This window comes from Okeania sp. SIO2C9, from assembly GCF_010672455.1.
Classification (GTDB): domain Bacteria; phylum Cyanobacteriota; class Cyanobacteriia; order Cyanobacteriales; family Microcoleaceae; genus Okeania.
Genome location: NZ_JAAHGO010000040.1, coordinates 34,686 through 53,796 on the forward strand (window position 1 = coordinate 34,686; position 19,111 = coordinate 53,796).

7 protein-coding genes and 1 pseudogene are annotated in these 19,111 nt (G+C 35.7%); 4 read left to right on the forward strand and 4 right to left on the reverse strand.

Annotated elements, in window-relative coordinates; translation table 11 throughout:
• The first annotated feature begins 62 nt into the window (after positions 1-62).
• Positions 63-881: a metal ABC transporter permease gene (locus F6K23_RS25460; RefSeq protein WP_293161005.1), complete on the forward strand. Its 819-nt coding sequence runs from the start codon at positions 63-65 to the stop codon at positions 879-881.
• 1,372 nt (positions 882-2,253) lie between these two features.
• Here the strand turns inward: F6K23_RS25460 and F6K23_RS25465 are convergent.
• From F6K23_RS25465 to glgB, 3 genes and pseudogenes are all read right to left on the reverse strand, one after another.
• Complete coding sequence (locus tag F6K23_RS25465; protein ID WP_293161007.1) at positions 2,254-2,964, reverse strand: matrixin family metalloprotease; 711 nt, start codon at positions 2,962-2,964, stop codon at positions 2,254-2,256.
• A 780-nt stretch (positions 2,965-3,744) separates the two neighbouring features.
• Positions 3,745-4,856 (reverse strand): annotated as a pseudogene (locus tag F6K23_RS25470) (RNA-guided endonuclease InsQ/TnpB family protein).
• A 199-nt stretch (positions 4,857-5,055) separates the two neighbouring features.
• Positions 5,056-7,377 (reverse strand): 1,4-alpha-glucan branching enzyme, encoded by a 2,322-nt coding sequence (gene glgB, locus F6K23_RS25475; protein ID WP_293161009.1) that lies wholly within the window; start codon positions 7,375-7,377, stop codon positions 5,056-5,058.
• Between the two features lie 1,010 nt (positions 7,378-8,387).
• Here glgB and F6K23_RS25480 point away from each other — a divergent pair.
• Both F6K23_RS25480 and F6K23_RS25485 read left to right on the forward strand, forming a co-directional pair.
• Positions 8,388-8,963 carry a hypothetical protein gene (locus F6K23_RS25480; RefSeq protein WP_293161011.1) on the forward strand — a complete coding sequence of 192 codons (576 nt, stop codon included), beginning with the start codon at positions 8,388-8,390 and terminating at the stop codon, positions 8,961-8,963.
• Positions 8,964-10,147: 1,184 nt separating this feature from the next.
• Positions 10,148-12,040 (forward strand): penicillin-binding protein 2, encoded by a 1,893-nt coding sequence (locus tag F6K23_RS25485; protein WP_293161013.1) that lies wholly within the window; start codon positions 10,148-10,150, stop codon positions 12,038-12,040.
• 881 nt (positions 12,041-12,921) lie between these two features.
• Here the strand turns inward: F6K23_RS25485 and surE are convergent.
• Positions 12,922-13,626 carry a 5'/3'-nucleotidase SurE gene (surE, locus tag F6K23_RS25490; RefSeq protein ID WP_293161015.1) on the reverse strand — a complete coding sequence of 235 codons (705 nt, stop codon included), beginning with the start codon at positions 13,624-13,626 and terminating at the stop codon, positions 12,922-12,924.
• A gap of 707 nt (positions 13,627-14,333) precedes the next feature.
• On the opposite strand from surE, the gene F6K23_RS25495 reads away from it, so the two are divergent.
• Positions 14,334-18,605 carry a tetratricopeptide repeat protein gene (locus F6K23_RS25495; protein ID WP_293161017.1) on the forward strand — a complete coding sequence of 1,424 codons (4,272 nt, stop codon included), beginning with the start codon at positions 14,334-14,336 and terminating at the stop codon, positions 18,603-18,605.
• The last annotated feature ends 506 nt before the right edge of the window (positions 18,606-19,111 follow it).

Here is a 19,111-nt window from a genome sequence, read left to right on the forward strand (position 1 = left end):
ATTTATAATTATTAACCTTAGCTTCTCTATAAATAAATTTACTTGACTTATATTGAACAAATATGGATTTTTCAGAATGGATTAATTTATTTAGTCTACCATTTATGCAGCGAGCAATTATAGGGGGTATTCTATTAGGAATTTTAGGAGGAATTATTGGTGGATTCGTGATTTTACGCCAATTATCTTTATTTGGAGAGTCCTTGGGTCATACAGCTTTTTTAGCTGTAGTATTAGCTGCTTTATTACAGTTACCACTTACGATCACTTTGATTATTTTTTTGGTATTCTTTGGATTAGGAATAAATTATTTAATTGAAAAGACTAATTTAGGTGGAGATACAATTTTAAGTATTGTAATTGCTAGTTCGGTTGCATTGGGTACTATTGGATTTAATTTTATACCTGGGTATCGAGGAAATTTATTATCTATATTATTTGGTGATATTTTAGCAATTAGTAATCTAGATTTACTTTTTTTAGTTATTTTGTTAATCGTAACATTGGTTTGGTTAGGGCTGACTTTACAACAACAAATATTATTAACTTTAAATTCGGATTTGGCACAAATTCAGGGGATACCAGTAGAAAAATATAAATACATATTTATAATTATTTTATCCTTGGCGATCGCTCTGACTATGAGAGCAGTTGGTATTTTATTGGTGAATGCTTTTTTGGTAATTCCAGCAGCAACAGCTAAGTTGATTTGTCATCAATTTGTACCGTTTTTAGGAGTTTCTGCGACAATTGGTGCTATGAGTGGGGTGTTAGGAATGATAGTCTCTGGTAGTTTCAATTTACCTTCTGGTCCTAGTATTGTTTTAGTACAATTAGTGACATTTTTGATAGTAGTATTTTCTGGTCGAGGAAAGTTTTGAATTTATAGCAGAAGGAAGAACGAAGAAGGAAGAACGAAGAAGGAAAAATCTTCGGTTGTCTGAGTCTTAATATTTTGATATTTCCTAACGTTTCTTTAGACTGCTATAAAATTGGAGAAAATTTAGGGGTTTTGTTGCCTTAGCGGAGTCTAGTGCCGCTACGCGGAAGTTAAAAGCGAGTGCGTAATTCTGAGGTTTCCTCAGAATGTAAGACGCACTCAAGACAGTCAAAAGTTAAAAGTCATATCATGTCCGGTAGCATCGTTTGTGTATAAAATAAAGGTAAAAATGGCAGAAAAGCTTCTGCCTTCTACCTTCTGCCTTCTGCCTTCCTTCCTCCAAAATGTAACTATTCAACCGGACATGATATCAATCATTTTTGATTTGTAATTGTTTTAGGATTTTGTAATACCATTTTCAAAAAAGAATGTTACGAATAATTTGAGTAATTAAAAGACTTTTTTGGAGATGTCTTTTTGACTAATATCATGTCTGGTAGCATCGGTCTTATATAGAGAAGGTCATTTCAGTTATCAGTTATCAGTTATCAGTTATCAGTGAACCTCCGACTGAAGTCGGAGGCTTGAAATACTGAACTAAATATTTTTTTCATCCCCTTAAAAGGGGAGGCACATACCCTCATTTTTTGGTAAGGAAGAAGGAAGAATTCAACAATTAATAATGAATAATGAATAATGAATAATGAATAATTACCTCTCCATGAATTGAAGAGGATTGACAAATTCATGAAAATTTTTTTTCTCTTGGTCGATTGGATATGGCGCAGGTTTCCTCGCCATCCCTCGACCGCTTATTATCCCCTTAAAAGGGGAGGCGCATACCCACAATTTTTCGGTAAGAAGGAAGAAGCTTTAAGAGAAAGAAAAATTTTACTTATATGGCGGTAGATATTTCCCCAACTTTTACACGGGACTATACTAACGGACATGATATAAAAAGATAATTTCCAAGCTAAAAAATGATATCAAAGCCATTTATTCTGACTCCTGAGGACTGACTCCTGAATCCTAAGAAATAGCCTAACTATTTGTAGCAAACAGTTATCAAATTGGTATAAAACCTCTCCTTTAAAGTAGCGGTACTTTGGCAAAAAATATGTTAATAACAGCATCAAACCCTTATATAGTCTAGGTTTTACATTTAACCAACCTTTTTCCTGATATATCTAGGTTTGAGCCATTTTTAGCCAGAGCAACGTATTTCCCTTGCCCCTACTAGCTTTAAAGGCATTTTCGCTGTAAAAAATATCAAAGTACCGGTAGAAAAAATTTTTTTTCACGCTCCGCGTCAATCCTCTCCTTGAAAAGGAGAGGTAATTGTTAATAATTAATAATTAATTATTAATTATTAATTATTGAACCCCTAATCTAGTTACTTGCAAATAAATCCGCTTCAGAGTATTAATATCCCTAGCTGAAATAGGAGGAGGTTCTGCCACCTGAGAATAATACATAACATCAGTTTTTTCAGGACTATGACCCCAAATACCTAAAGCATGACCGAATTCATGACGAGCAGCAGCAGGAAGATATTTACCTACTTGCATCGGACTCAACCAAATTATAAAACTCTGGGATAAAGTTCCGTTCTCATCTTGATGTAGCTGATAGCGAGTCTCCGCAGAACGCGCTCTTAAATTTCCGGGGGTTAAAGGAGGTCGCTTGTTAAAAATTTTGATATCGGCAATTTCTGGGTTATCTACTATTTGCAAAGGTAAATAAGTATTCCATTCCCAGATAGCATCTATTACAATATTAGCCCATTGACGAGACCGAGACTGATCATTACCAGAAGATTCAACATAAACCTTAATAGGAAACTGTGACCAAATTAGATAACCTACATCCTGAATTTCAATTTGATCGAAATAATCACCACTATTACTGGAATCTTGCCATTGTGCCAAAGTAGGTGGTAGAGGATGAACTTTCAGAGGAGGTAAATTTTGATAATTAACTCCCATAGTAGGAGTCGAAATTAAAAAAGAGAAAGCCAGCATCCAAACAGCAAAACCTAGAAAAAAGAAGCGCAAATAAACCCATACTATTCTGTTAATAAACATTATCCCGAATTCAGATTCCCCACTCCCTAAGCTGTTCAGCATTTAAACCATATATCCAATTTTTGTCAAAGGCAACAGCTCATCTGGGAATATAAAATCTAAATGATTTTTATAGCACTACGCAAATAGGGCGTGGACATTGATAAATCCTCAAACTCATACCAAATCCGGGTATAAAAAAAGGCTTATCTTATTTCTCAATCCTATGTATGGTATAAAACTACTATTTTTTTGGCGTTGCTGAATCAAGGGATGAATCTTTTTGGAACAGGTACATTTGATCTTTAATACTTCTAACTTCTTTTTTCTCCAAGACTACAATTCATCCCACAAATATGCAACGCCATTTTTTTAAACACCCTCTTATACCATTTCTCAAAAACTTTTCTACATTTTGTTGAGCAGGAGACCCACCCCTCGCCCCTCCCCCTCCCAGGAGTGGAAGTGGGGGAGTGGGGGAGTCGGGGAGAAGCAAACACAAGAATAATTAACATGAAATTAGGTGAAATTAGTAAAAAAGTGATTTTACTTATGCTAATAAGAACTGAAGTATTGTCCAAGTATAGCAATAATGCATGGGAATTGGTATTACTAAGGCAGATTTGGTATCAGTCAGGGATGACTTCTGACTTCTGACTTCTGAGTTCTGACTTGCGCGTAGCGTTATAGCTTACTGCTCTATAAAACTGATACAAAGCGTCACATAACGTGACAATCTGATGTGTACGGACGTTGCATGCAACGTCCCTACCTGCTTCTTGTGAGGCCGTCGGCGGTTACTCATCCACAGGCATTCACGGTCGAGCCGACCGCATCTCTCAAATTTATACTGGCGTTTAAATCTCAATAAGATTGACAAGCCACATTCAGGACAATCATAAGTCCTTACATTTAATGGCATATCCTGAACATGACCACAGTTAGAACAAGTCTTTGATGATGGAAAAAACCTGTCAACTAATACTAACTCAGAACCATACCATTGACACAGAGCATGCAAGTTGTCTCCTAAACTCATAAAATCACTATCTGCTAACTGATTTTAGCTAGCTTATGGTTAGCTAACATACCACTAACATTTAAATCTTCTATGACAACTCTGCCGTGGTTCTTGGCTAGATATGTTGTCAATTTATGAAGTGTGTCTTTACGGATGTTAGCTATCTTTCTATGTAGCTTGGCAATTTTCAGTTGTATTTTTCGCCAATTAGCTGAACCAATTTCTTTATTCCGGTTTAGATATTGTAGTTGAGAAAGCTTGGCTTCAAACTGGCGATATGACTTGACACTTTCAAAGACTTTCCCATCACTTAAAGTTGCTAATGTCTTAATGCCTAAATCTACACCTACAACTTCAGTAGTTTTTGGTGTTGGATGAGGAGTAAATTCATAACCCAAACTTAAGTACCAATCACCTGCGTGTCTACTAATAGTTATTTTTTGAGTAGTTGCTTCACTCTTGTTCATAAGTTTTGACAATACCAATAAAAGGTAATTTATGATTCCATCCATTTAATTCTATTGGTTTTCCAGAATTATCAATTCTGAATGAATCAGACCTACCTTTCTTCTTAAACTTTGGGTATTTTCCTAATCCTTTAAAGAACATGAGTGAACGCTTCACCTAAGTTGAGCAAAGCATACTGGTAAACCTTAGATGACAGGTTTTTCATCCAAGGATATAAAGGCTTTGTGTGGTTAGTAAAAACTTCTCTGAGCTTACGTTTGCGCAGCATTCCGCAGGAAATATTTGGCTTGTAACCATCTTTATAAACAGCATTCCATAAACTTAAGCCCCAGTTATAAACCCATCTTGAATAACCTGCGTGTTGAGCCAAGAGGGTTTTCTGCTGGTTATTTAGTTTGAGCTTTGTACGAATTGACTTGTACATATTTCTAGCTATTTTTTGAGTTGACTACTGTATTTTTTCAACCCAGAGATAACTAGCTGATTATACTGCGTTATAACGTAAATTGTCAACTAAGTCAAAACTCCCCACAACTGAAAGATAAATAAAGGTTGGTAGTTTTAATCAAAATTCTAACTACCAACCTTTTCAATTTTTTCTTGATTATTCTTGGGAGATTAATTTAACTTTCAGACAAAGTTTCCGCTTCCGCATCCTGAGACTGCTGCATCGCTGCAGTAGTTTTTTCTCGGTCTAACTTCAAGACTAAAACACCCAAAGGAGGCAAACATAAATCCAAAGACTGTTGGTGGTTATGGAAGTACCATTCATCAGTCCACTTACCACCTAAATTACCCATATTGCTACCACCATAATTACCAGCATCACTATTAAATATTTCAGTATAAAATCCTGGTTCAGGTACACCAATACGATAGTGACTATGGGGTTGAGGAGTAAAATTGCAAACCGTTACCACAAACTCTTGAGTATCTTTAGCGCGACGAATAAACGACACCACACTATGATTATTATCACTACAATCTATCCACTGGAATCCTTCCTCATTACAATCCTGTTCATACAAAGCAGGTTGAGAACGATAGAGGTGATTCACATCCCGGAAAAATCGCTTCATTCCTTGGTGAGCATCAAATTGGAGCAAATGCCATTCTAAATCACCCCAAACATCCCATTCACCCCATTGAGGAAACTCCATCCCCATAAACATAGTTTTCTTACCAGGGTGAGTAAACATATAAGCAAACAATGCCCGAACATTAGCAAACTTCTGCCAATCATCCCCAGGCATCTTACCCAACATATTACTCTTGCAATGTACCACCTCATCGTGAGACAGAGCTAACATATAGTTTTCACTGTGGTGATACCAAATACTGAAAGTAACGTTATTCTGGTGGAACTGTCGGAACCAAGGGTCCATTTCAAAATAGTCAAGCATATCGTGCATCCAACCCATGTTCCACTTAAGGTTGAAGCCCAAACCACCAACATAAGTAGGCCAAGTTACCATTGGCCAGGCAGTAGATTCTTCTGCAATGCAAAGAGTACCAGGATAGTAACCAAAAATCAAATGATTAACCTGACGGAGGAAATCAGCAGCTTCGATATATTCTACACCTCCGTGTTGGTTAGCAACCCATTCACCATCAGGTCTCAGATAGTTGAGATAGACCATAGAAGCAACTGCATCTACTCTAAAACCATCAATATGATACTTTTCAAACCAGAAAAGGGCATTTGAAACTAAAAAGTTACGGACTTCATTACGACCATAGTCAAATACTAAAGTACCCCATTGCTTATGTTCACCTTTGCGGGGGTCTGGATGTTCATAGAGATGAGTACCATCAAAGAAAGCCAAACCATGTCCATCTTTGGGAAAATGTCCTGGTACCCAGTCTACAATTACACCAATACCATTTTCATGACATTTATCCACAAAATACATGAAGTCTTCAGCATTACCGTAGCGAGAGGTAGGAGCAAAAAATCCTGTAACCTGATAACCCCAAGAACCATCAAAAGGATGTTCTGCTACAGGCAACATTTCAATATGGGTATAGCCTAAATCTTTAACGTAGGAAACCAGACGGTCTGCTAATTCTCGGTAGGTAAGAAAACGAGCATCTGTTCTGAGTTCCGAGACTTGAACTACAGGCTCAGTTTCCCCATTTGGTAGTTTAGCAGGTTCAGCAGCAGAGGCATGAATCCAAGAACCCAGGTGGCATTCATAGACAGAAATAGGCTGAGTGAGAGGGTCGGTATGGCGACGTTTCTCCATCCATTCTTGGTCGTTCCAAGTATATGAGTCTAAGTCAACAACAATGGAAGCTGTTTTGGGCCTTACTTCCTGTTGATATCCATAAGGGTCACTTTTTTCATAGATGTGTCCTTCCCAGTTTTTAACCTCATATTTATAATGTTCTCCAGGGCCAATATCAGGAATGAATAATTCCCAGATACCTGTGTGGCCTTTCCGCATTTGGTGTTTACGACCATCCCAATAGTTGAAGTCTCCTAAAATTGAAACGTTACGAGCATTGGGTGCCCAAACAGCAAAATAGACTCCTTTGACTCCGTTAATTTCGGTTAGATGTGCCCCTAGTTTTTCGTAGATACGATGATGATTTCCTTCTCCAAATAGTTGAAGGTCAAATTCTGTGAGTTTTGGAGAACGAAAGGCGTAGGGGTCGTTGATGACTCGTTCGTGTTCTCCTTCTTTGATTTTGAGTTGATAGTTGGCCAGTTCTGGAACATCTACTATGCATTCAAAGAAATGTGGATTATGGACTGACTGCATTGGGTATTCTTTCCGATCTACCGGTGAAATGACTGAAACAGCTTCAGCACTTGGTTGGTAGGCTCGTATTACTGTCACAGTTTCGCCATCTTGTTCTGTTTGATGGACACCAAGGACTTGAAAAGGGTCGTGGTGATGGTTCCAAACTATTTGGTTAACTTGGTCTGCAGAAATCGTCATGTTTGTCAATATAATTTTGTTAACAATTAATTAGGAAGGCTCCAGAATGGGAAAAGAGATGCTAGTCGATGCTTGATTAGCACAGATTCTCCAAATATTGGGCATACACAGCTAATGTCTAAGGGTTAAACAATTATTCAACTTTCACCTTTTTACCATGACAAGTGCTTCTGACACGTTCAATAGTTATAAAAGGATTTTTTGTTTTACACAATTAATATTAAGTATACAAATTATGAATACAAATTCGTTATTTAGTTAATCAGTACTGACTTTGTATGCAACGTCCCTACTACTCTCAATGAAGATGTAGCATAAATGTGTGAGATTTTATCTAAGAGCCAGCATTTCCAAAGGGGTAGCTTTGTGTCAGCAAAACGTACCTAATGGTGCAGGTTTTATATCAAAATCAAGGAGAAAATAATGCCTAAAAGGAGCTTATATAATTCTATTTTCTATATACTTCATACCTCTATGTGTTTTGTCTTTATTTATCTATTCTTCTTCCTTTAAATAAATTTTTTTTCCATTTAATCCGTAACTATTGGCAGATTTAAAAGGATTTTATGACAAATGCGACCGACTATTAAAAAATTAAACTTGATCGGAAATTGTATCTAAATCAGCATAGATACTTTGCAGTTTAATTACAATTGGGAAAATCTTAACTAAGATTAAGATTAATTTGTACTACTAAATGTTGTATGTTAATCCAAAATAAATTACGATCAATTAAAAAATGACTAAACTGTTATATTAACATAGTTATTTAGGAGTTTTAGCTTCAAAATTTTTCATAAATAATTAAAGTAATCTGATATAGTAGATAAGTTTATACAACAATTGTCAAGGTAGGAAATACAACTAAAACTATTAATCAAATAACTTAGAAGCTGATAGATATAAAAATTCAAATTTTAATTTGAATGGGAAATTCAAACATATACTCAAAATTCGATACTGTTATATTTTGTATGCTTATAAATTAGATGTCAGTATAGGTAAATTATATGGTTGCAGTTAGAAGTACATTTTTGGCCTCAAACAATAAGTCCCCAAAGACAAATTTGTCTGTAGTCTCAAAAAAATCAGCTCGCCGACAAAAACTAACGTATGAAGAAAATTTATCTTATAGTAGCTATGCTTCAGAAAATAGTAGGGACTCACAAACAATTCAAGAACAGAATTTAGCCCAAGTTATATCCTTACCTAAGTCCAAACCACTCTGGTTAAAATCTTTGATGGCGACACAACTAACTTCATCCATGGTAACAGTATTATTAGCAAGTACCAGTGTAGCAATTTATGGTTGGACAATTTATGGTCAGTCAAAATGGACAACAGAATATCAACAATTACAAAAACTTAGGCAAAAAGAACAACAGATAAGTGTAGCTAATGAGTTATTGAAAAATCAAATAGCTGAACAAGCTTCAACTTCTGATACTGGTTTAGTTTCACCAAATTCTGTAAAGCGGATATTTTTAGACCCAGCACCTCCACGTCCTGCTCCTAATCCTCCTAAACCTTATCTAGAATCTACTTCCGGTCATAAATATCTCCTCAAAACACCAGTGGGATATTGAATATAGGAGGGATATAGTTCATTAATGGATAATGGATAATGGATAATTGATAATTACCTCTGGTTAAAACCGCTACGGAATTGAATATCAGGAGATATTATTTCTTCACAGGAGTCGATTGGATATGGCGAGGAGACCTCGCCATCCCTCGACCGCTTTTTTTCCCTATCCAAGGGGAGGCTTCAAGGCGCGAATTATTTAATTATTAATTATTAATTATTAATTATTTGGTAATAGGGAATAGGGAACAGAGATTTAGAAAAAACCGATATTCTCACTATTAAGGCCAAATCTTTCGTAACCATTCAGCCGTCAGCTATTAGCTATCAGCTATTAATTTTGGAGAAGGTAAAAAAAACCTTTGAAATTGAGAAAGAATAAAAATTTACTGCTAAAGTCTCATTTCTAAACCTGAGAAGTAATTATTCATTACTAATTGCTGTTAACGTAGTTCCTCCGGAAGAGGCTAGCTGACTGCTAATAGCTGAATGCTTACAATCTTTCTATTTTTCCTGTTACCTACTCACTTAATTTATCTCAGATTCTGCACGTCAATTTATCACATCAAAAGTAACACAAACATCAGTGGGTGGCGAAGTATTTATAGTCTATAAATCATCATAATTTATAGCGCTACGCAAATAGGGCGCAGACATTCCTCTATTTCCTACTTCCTAATCCCTGAAAATTAACTAATATTTAACTCAAAGGAAGAAAATTAAAGAAGGCAAGGGTTTAAATCTCCCACTTCTTAAAGAAGCTTACATTAAATTAGAGATTTAACCACAACTTAATACTTCTTTGTTTATGCTTACAATAAGTAATACCATTTATCCATGAAGTTGCACTTAATATAAAGATGAGAATAGTCAGTTTAATAAGGTCTGAGCAATAATTATTAAGGGCATTGTTACAGAGAAATGGTATAAGAATTCAGCCATCAGCCATCAGCTATTAGGTATTGCTTTTAGTTGACGATAAAAGCTTGATTAATTGTCTTACTATAAAAGTTGTCTCCCTTGCCCTTAAAGTCTATATTAATTTAAACACTCTCCTCTCCTATATGAGAGAGTCTTGTTGCTGAAGTCCGCAGTTCCTCCGGAGGAGGCTAGCTGATAGCTAATAGCTGTTTGCGCAGCATTCCGCAGAAAATGCTTACTAATTATTATTAATAAATAACTTAAATGCCTGCTTATAAATATACTTCAAATACTCAACTTCGTCGTCAGTATTTAAAAAACAAACAAACAGAACCACCTAGTTCTAGACTCAAAACTAAAAAGCCAGAAAGCGAAAAATCTTCTGTCAAAAATACCGATCGAGAACTATTATTAACGCCCTCTAATAAAAAAACAGCAAAATGTCAAAAATCTAGACTTTTCCTAGTTTGGATACTTTTAATGCTTGGCTTATTAGGATTAACAATTAACCTATTCTATATACAGATTTTGCGAGGCAAAGCATTACAACAACAAGCAAAACTCCAACAAACTGAAGAATCAATTCCTTTCGTTCCCAGACGCCCAATAGTTGATAGAAATGGCAATACTTTAGCAATTGATAAAATAGCCTATACCCTCTATGCTCATCCCAAAATTTTTAATCGTTCAAAACAAGAAGTTGCTTATCAATTATCAACTATTTTAGAAGGAGCAAATTTGGAGAAAACCCTAACTTCAAATGACCTACTCCAAATGTTCAATGAAAGAGAGACAGGTATAAAAGTTGCCGACTTCATACCTCAAGAAACTACAGATAAAATTACTAATTTATTTGTTGATGGCTTAGAATTAATTCAACATCCACAACGTGTTTATCCTCAAAAAGAACTAGCTGCTGAAGTAGTAGGATATGTAGATGGAGAAAGTATAGGTCAAGCTGGGATTGAATATAGCCAACAAAATCTCTTAGAGCGCTCTGTACCAAAAATCCAATTCCGGCGCTTAATCAAAGGTGTTCTTGTTCCAGACAGACTAACAACAGGTTTTCTACAATTAGATGACCTTTCTTTGCATCTAACTATTGACTCTCGCTTGCAACGAGCAACACGAACTATCCTAAAAGAACAATTAGAAGAGTATGAGGCCAAACGAGGTACTGTCATAGTGATGGACGCTAATGATGGTTCTATACTCTCTCTAGTATCAGAACCTTCTTATGACCCCAATCAATACTATAACTATGACGTAACACTATTCAAAAATTGGGCTGTAACAGATGTTTATGAGCCAGGTTCTACTTTTAAACCAGTAAATGTGGCCTTAGCTTTAGAAGTAGGAGCAATTGAGGGAGATAGTGTATTTTACGATACAGGTAGAATAGTTATCGGAAATTGGCCTATATTTAACTCTGATGGTAGCGGTGGGGCACGCACTGTGACTGAGATTATTCAACACTCCAGTAATGTAGGTATGGTGAAAATTGTTGAACAAATGCCTCGAGCTGTTTTCTATGATGGCCTTAAACGCTTGGGATTAGGAGATACTACTGGTGCAGACCTTCCCTTTGAAGCACCGAGTATTTTAAAGGGCCGCAACCAGTTTTTAATGGTACCAGTGGAAGCTGCTACTACTGCTTTTGGTCAGGGATTTTCTCTTACTCCTCTACAACTAGCACAGCTTAATGCAGCTTTAGCAAATGGGGGTAAGTTAGTGACGCCTCATGTGATGCGTGGTTTGTTTGATAGTAAAGGACAACCATATTGGCAGTTGTCTTTGCCAAGTCCTAGACAGGTGTTTTCTTCTGACACTACGACAAAAGTATTGGCAATGATGGAAAGGGTGGTTGAAAGTGGTACTGGTAAAAGAGCCAAAATTCGTGGATATCGAATTGCGGGTAAAACTGGTACGGCTCAAAAAGCTTCTGAAGCTGGGGGTTATTCTAAGAAGGCTAAAATTACAAGTTTTGTTGGTATTTTACCAATGGAGTCTCCCCGTTATGTGGTTTTGGCGGTTATTGATGAACCTATTAAGGGTAGTGGTGGAAGGGTGGCAGCTCCTATTGTTAAGTCGGTCATTAAGTCTTTGATTGATATTGAGCAAATTCCTCCTTCTGATATCAGGTCTGGTAACAATTAATAATTAATAATTAATAATTAATAATTAACAATTTAGGGTTTGCTGAAAAAGTCTTTTTGCAGTGGGAGGAGTCAGGAGTCAGGAGACAGGAGACAGGAGACAGGAGATAGGAGACAGGATATCAGGAGAAATGGAAATTATAGAGGAGGTAGTCGGGTATATTTGTCCAAAGATTGTTCTGCCATAATCACCTCAAAATACTAGCTTTATGCAGCTCTTTAGACTGAAAAGCTGGCACGAATTTTCGACCAAAAAAGGCCAATACCAATATCAGTCAATGCTTTGATATTTAATTAGCAAGCCCGAATTATACCAATTCTCATGCATTAGTGCTATGCTTGGGCAATACTTCAGTTGTCAACTGATCGGTACAAGCCAAATCACTTTTTTGCTGATTTTAGCTTGCGTTAATGTTAATTAGGGTTTGCGCTCAAAAGTCTTTTTGCGCTTGGCAGGGAGTAGGGAGTAGGGAGTAGTGAAGAGTTAGGAGAAATCAGGAGTTGTAGAGGACGTACAAAGGAAAAATTATCCCAAGATTTTTCTGTATCTATCTTACCCCAATACTCACTTTTTGAGCTTCCTTAGGCAAAACAGGGCTACTTTTTCACTACCTCAACAGGCCAAAATCTTTATATATCAAGACTTTTATATTTAATCAGCAAGCTCTAATTATTCTTATGTTTGCTTCTCCTGGTACGAACGTTGCATGGAACATCCCTAACCATTGCTCTACTCCCCTGCTCAACAAAATGTAGAAAAGTTTTTGAGACATGGTATAGCACCTTACCTTTTAAAGCTAAATGTTTTTGGAGGCTTGCTCAAATCTTTGTGACAAAAACAACTTCTAACTTTTGACTTCTGTAAGCTCCCCACTCTCTAGGCTAAAGTTGAATCTTTGTAATCGCAATATTACCAGCAAAGCAAACATCTACATCAGTACCAGGAGTGCGGTCGCGTTCTCCATATTTTCCGGTATAATAAAAATTTTCTCCTTCTATTCGATAAGCTACTGGTAATGGTTGGGTTGATGGTGTGCAAAATACCATTTTTGGATCTGGTGCTTCGGGTTCTAAATAAGGAAAGTTTACATTCCAAAAAGCTCCTGGTTCAAGGGGGCGGTTGAGTAAATCTGCTAATACTATTTCTGCTAAACGAGTTACTCTTTCCCAATTCACAGGTTTTTTTGCTTGACGATATTGAGAAAGGGCGATTCCTGGAATTCTGTGAAATGCTGCTTCCCTTACTGCTGCTACTGTACCAGATATGTAGACATCTACACCCATATTACCCCCTGAGTTAATACCTGAAAGTACCCATTTTACGTTCTTGTTGATGTGTGTTATGGCAATTCTAGTACAATCTGCTGGTGTACCGGCGATCGCATACTCAACCTCAGACAGAGTTTGGATATTAATTGGTTCTTGAGTCGTAACTTGATGTCCACAACCAGATAATTGTTCTTGAGGAGCGACAATAATACTTTTTTTAGAAGATGCTAAAGGTAAATTGACATTCTTGACAGCTTCCCCAAGTGCTTTAATACCAGGAGCATTAATTCCATCATCATTAGTGAGAATAAAGGTCATACTTTTTCAGAATTTGAGTTTAGCTAGTTGATAATTTTAACATTGGTTTTAGGGAACAGGGAACAGGGAACAGGGAATAGGGAACAGGGAATAGAAGATAAATCAAAGATAGGTGTACCTCATTAGACTGAGAAACGCTATATATTAGACTTGTCGCTTTATAACTTAAAAAATCCCCAAAAACCTTGTTCTGTAAGGATTCTAGATATTATAAATTCAAAATGGTTAGAATTATTGCTCTGTCTAGGTTCGAGCGATTTTTTCCTCTATTTAGCGACAACTCTATTAAACCTAAGTTTTGAGTGTTTAACATAGAAATATATATATTACTGTACTATGTAATACATTTATCTAATAGTCAAAAGTAATATTTATTGAGTAATATTATATTGTCTGAAAACTTGAGCTGACAATAACTTCAGATTATTTTTTTTGTTTAGTGTTAAATTCTTTGTGAGATTATTAGACATCTCCAATAATAAAAAATAAAATCAATTATCTCGTAGAAATTATTAATTATTCCCCCCTACTGCCTCTTTTTCAGGGAGGTCTATTGAGTCGCTCGGTATAAGATTAGATTTTCACTCTTCTCAGCTCAGTAGAACATGAACAAATAGAGTAAGTAATTTATCTTTAGTAGATTACATGAGAAATAGTATTGTGTTAAACTCTTTATTATAAATATCGAAGAGTAATAAAGTCAATGTATGTTACTGCCTGCTGTTTTACATCCTGATATAGTTGAATTTCTCCGAAAAGATGCGGAAAGTAATTTACAAAAAAAAGTATGGGAATGTATTAAAAAACTGAAGCAGCAAAAATTTGATAGTGGGTTACGAGTTAAAAAGCTGAAGGGAATAAATAAAAGAGTATGGGAAGCTAGAATTAACAGTGCTAGTCGCTTAATTTTTACTTACAATAAGTCATCGCAACCAGAAACAGGAAAAACGCAAGTTTATCTGGCAATTCAAGATATTTGTGTAGACCATGATGATGTATCACGACGTGCTAAAGCGAGGAAGAAAAGTCCTGATTCAGAATGGTTAGAAACAGAAGAAGTAGAGGTGGTTTTAGAAACTAGCGACTTTAAACATCCAGATAATTACGCAGATAAAAATAATCAATATTCAGCAGTAGAAAAAACAAATATTGAAGTAGTAGAAGCTCTAGAGTTAGAACTAAATTCGGATTTGACAGACGATGAATTATTAGGAAATATTCAGTGGCGAGTATTAGAGTCAGAAACGGAATGGCAAAAAGCAATTATTGAGCAAAATACAGATTTACCTTTGAAGCTGACAGCGGAAGAATATGAACTTGCTAGACTTTCAGGAAATCTTTTATTAAATGGTAGTGCTGGTACGGGTAAAACCACAGTAGCATTATATAGAATGCTGCAAAAAAGACAGTATGAAAATTCAGGGAAACGTTTATATATTGCTTATAATTATTTGCTAGTTAATAATGCAGAAGAACAATTTTATAAAATAGTCGCAGATAGTGAATTAGAAAAAGCAGAAAAAAAATCAATTAATCAAATAATTTTTGAGTTTAAAAGTCTTGAGAAACTATGTTTAGAAATTCTGAGTAGCCATTATCAAGAATATTATGAACAAAATGAAGTAAACTATCAAGTTTTCTCGGAAATGTACAAGGCACATCCTCGAAGAAAACAATATCCAACCTCTTTAGTGTGGGAAGAAATTAGAAGTGCGATTAAAGGAAAACAACTATCTATAACAGAAGATATTTTACCTGAAAAAGCTTACGAAGAAATCAGTAAAAATAGTATGAATTGTCTGAATGAAAGACATCGCAGAGAAATATATAAAATTGCAATATGGTATCAAAAAAAACTTCAAAAAGAAAAATTATATGATGAAATAGATTTAGTCAGAAAAGTGTTGAAATTGATTGAAAATAATTATAGTGAAAAATACGATCTGATTGTTTGTGATGAAGTGCAAGATTTAACAGAAATACAATTAGAGTTATTATTTAAGTTAGTTAATCCCAATGGAAATTTATTTTTTGCTGGAGACTCTTATCAGATGATTAGTCCTAGTGGTTTTCAATGGGAAAAACTAAAAGATAAATTTTATCCTCACAGAAAAGTAGATAGACAAACCTTAAAGTTTAATTTTCGTAGTGTAGGAAGTTTAGTTAATTTAGCGAATCAACTACTAAAATTACGTTCTCGATACTTGGCAGAACCAACAGAAAGTTACTCTACTACAAACAGTAGTAAGGGTCAATTAGCTAGGATAATTTCAGCAGACGATCAAACATTAATCAAAACATTAAAAGAAACATCTTTATATCCTGGTGATGCTATTTTAGTCAGACAAGAATCAGAAAAAGAAAAAATTAGAGCCGAACTAAATTCTAGTTTTGTTTTTACAATTGAAGAAATCAAAGGATTAGAATTTGATACAGTTTTTATCGTAGAATTTTTTCAACCCACAAAAAAACTTTGGGGTAAAGTCATACGAGGTGGCTTACTAAAAGAAAAAGAAAAACCAGCATTTAAACTAGAATTAAACTTACTTTATGTAGCAATTACCCGTGCTAGTAGAATATTAAATATTTGGGAATCACAGCTTAGTTCCCTCTGGCAAGAACCAGAATTTCAAGGCTTATTTCAGTCAATAATTCCCGAATTGGTAAGAAGCGACCGGGTAAATCCTAATTCAGAAACATGGCGTAAACAAGGGGAATATTATTTGAAAGCAGGATTCTATCAACAAGCAAAAGAATGCTTTACTAAATCCGGCGATCTAATTTTAGAAAAACAAGCTCAAGCCAAATTATTAACTCAAAAACAAGCTTATGAAGAAGCCGCAAAAATATTTTTTGAACTAAAAGAATGGCAAGAAGCTGCACTACTATTTGAGAAATTAAAAAAATGGCAATCAGCAGCAATATGTTGGAGAAAAATTGGAGAAAACCAGAAGCAAAAAATTTGTGAAGCTTACAACTTAGAAGTAAATTTAGAATGGTTAGCAGCAGCAAAAAAATGGGAAGAACTAGAAAATTTTGCTGATGCTAAACGCTGCAAAATGAATATTCCCGAAAAAAAAGCAGAATACCAAGCTATTGAATTTGAAGAGAAAAAACAATGGCTTAAAGCTGCTTATGAGTATGACTTAGCCAAAATACCTCAGAAAGCAGCATTGTGTAGAGCTAAAGAATTTGAAAAGAAAAAACAATGGGAAAAAGCTATTACTCAATATCAAATAGCAGGAATGAAAGAAAAAGCCAAAAAATGTTGCCAGAAAGGAGCAGATGAACTCCATAAACAAGGATTGATAAAACTACAAAAAAGAGATAATACTGGCGCTCTAGAAAACTATAACCGAGCCATAATACTAGACCCAAATAATCATCAATTTTACAATAATAAAGGTATTGCAATTGCTCAATTAGGAAACTTAAAAGCAGCAATAGCAAATTTTCACAAAGCATTAAAACTTGAACCAAAAGACCTTCAAAGTTATCATAATTTAGGAGCAGCTTATGCAGAATTAGGCAAGTTAAATCAAGCCATAGAGTTTTTTTCTCAAGCTCTGAAATTTAATCCTCAAGACTCTCAAATTTACCATAACTTAGGAGTAGTTCGTTTTAAAGCAGGAGACCCACAAGGAGCTATCGCAGATTATGATCGAGCAATAAAATTTAATCCCACAAAAATAGAAGCTTACTATAATCGAGGTATTGCCCGTCGTTCCCTTGGAGAGCAGCAAGGTGCAATTAATGATTTTACCACATTATTAGAACTCAATCCTAAAATTGTAGATGCTTATACCCAACGAGGTACAGTTAGGTTTGACATGAAAGATACAAAAGGAGCGATCGCCGACTTCAACGAAGCAATTAAACTTAATCCTAAACATCCTGAAGCCATTTACAACCGAGCTATAGTCCGTCGTGTGATGCGAGATAACAATGGTTCCCTAGAAGATTTTAACCAGGTTATACAAATTAATCCTAACTATGTGGATGCTTATATCAAACGAGGTATAGTTCGTTTCGATCTTGGAGAGCATCGCGGTGCTCTAGAAGACTTAAACCGTGCAATACAACTTCAACCCAAAAATGCAGAAGCTTTTTATCATCGAGGTAACACTAAGCGAAGTCTGGGAAATTTTCCCGGAGCGGTCGCTGATTTTCAGACTGCCATACATCTCAATTCCCAATATCATCAAGCTTATAACGACCTTGGCATTGTACGTCTGAAAATGGGAGATATAAAAGGGGCAATGAAAGACTTTGAAGCAGCTATACAAATTAATCCTAACTATGCCGAAGGTCATAATAACCGAGGCTTTACCAAATTTAGGCTAGGAGATATAGAAGGGGCAATGAAAGACTTTGAAATAGCTCTACAAATTAATCCTAACTATGCCGAAGCACATAATAATCTAGGAAATGCTCGCTTTCAAGCAGGAGATTTTCAGGGAGCTATTGATGACTTTGGCGAAACTCTACGCATTCATCCCAACTATGTTCCTGCCTATAATAATCGAGGTTTAGCTCGTTTGAAACTAGGAGGCTTTTCTGAGGCGATCGCTGATTGTCAAGCAGCGCTAAAAATCAACCCCAACTATGGTTTAGCCTACTATAATTTGGGCTTAATTCACTGTGAGATGGGAGATCTGCAGCAAGCGATCGTAGACTATAACGAAGTATTAAAATTGTATCCGAGAAAAATAGACGCTTATATTAACCGAGGGCTAATTTATATGAAGTTAAAAAACTATGCTCAAGCTGTTAAGGATCAAAGCAGTGCTTTAGATATTAATCCTAATCTAGGTCATGCTTATTCTTTTCGTAGTGAAGGATATATGAAATTAGGAAACATTCAAGCTGCTCTTGATGATTTACACAAAGCAGCAGAAATTTATCAACAACAAGGAAAGCGACAAGAATACGAAAAGATCATCAAAACTATTGATAGTATGAAAGATGAGTATGATTGATAGACATAGCCGTGGAAACTAAGTTTTTGCCTAGGCATTATAGAACCCCTGATCGTATCTTTGTCGGCGATTGAGTTTTTTTGTCAGGAGTCAGAAGGTAGAGGGAAGGCATGAGGGAGTGCGATTCGTTATAAGTTTTTTCCAGATCGCTCTTATCCGGACATGATATTAGGGGTTGGTCCCCATCTATTTTTACAGCGCTTTTCAAGTTGATGAACCACATCTTCACAAACAAAAACCTTGTAGGGACGTTCCATGGAACGTCCCTACAGTTGTGGTCTACCCAAATGAAAACCGCTGTAAATAGATCTCAAATGGGTTCTATAAAGTACAAAAAAAGTATTTGTGCTTCGGAACAAGAGAGAGAAGATATTGAGCAAAAACGTGCTTGTGTATCGAAAATGGCTGGATGCTTGTAGACATAAATAATTTGGTTTTTGTTGACTCTTCAGGAGTAAATTTAGGAATGACTCGTCTTTATGGTCGAGGAAAAGATAGGACAGAGA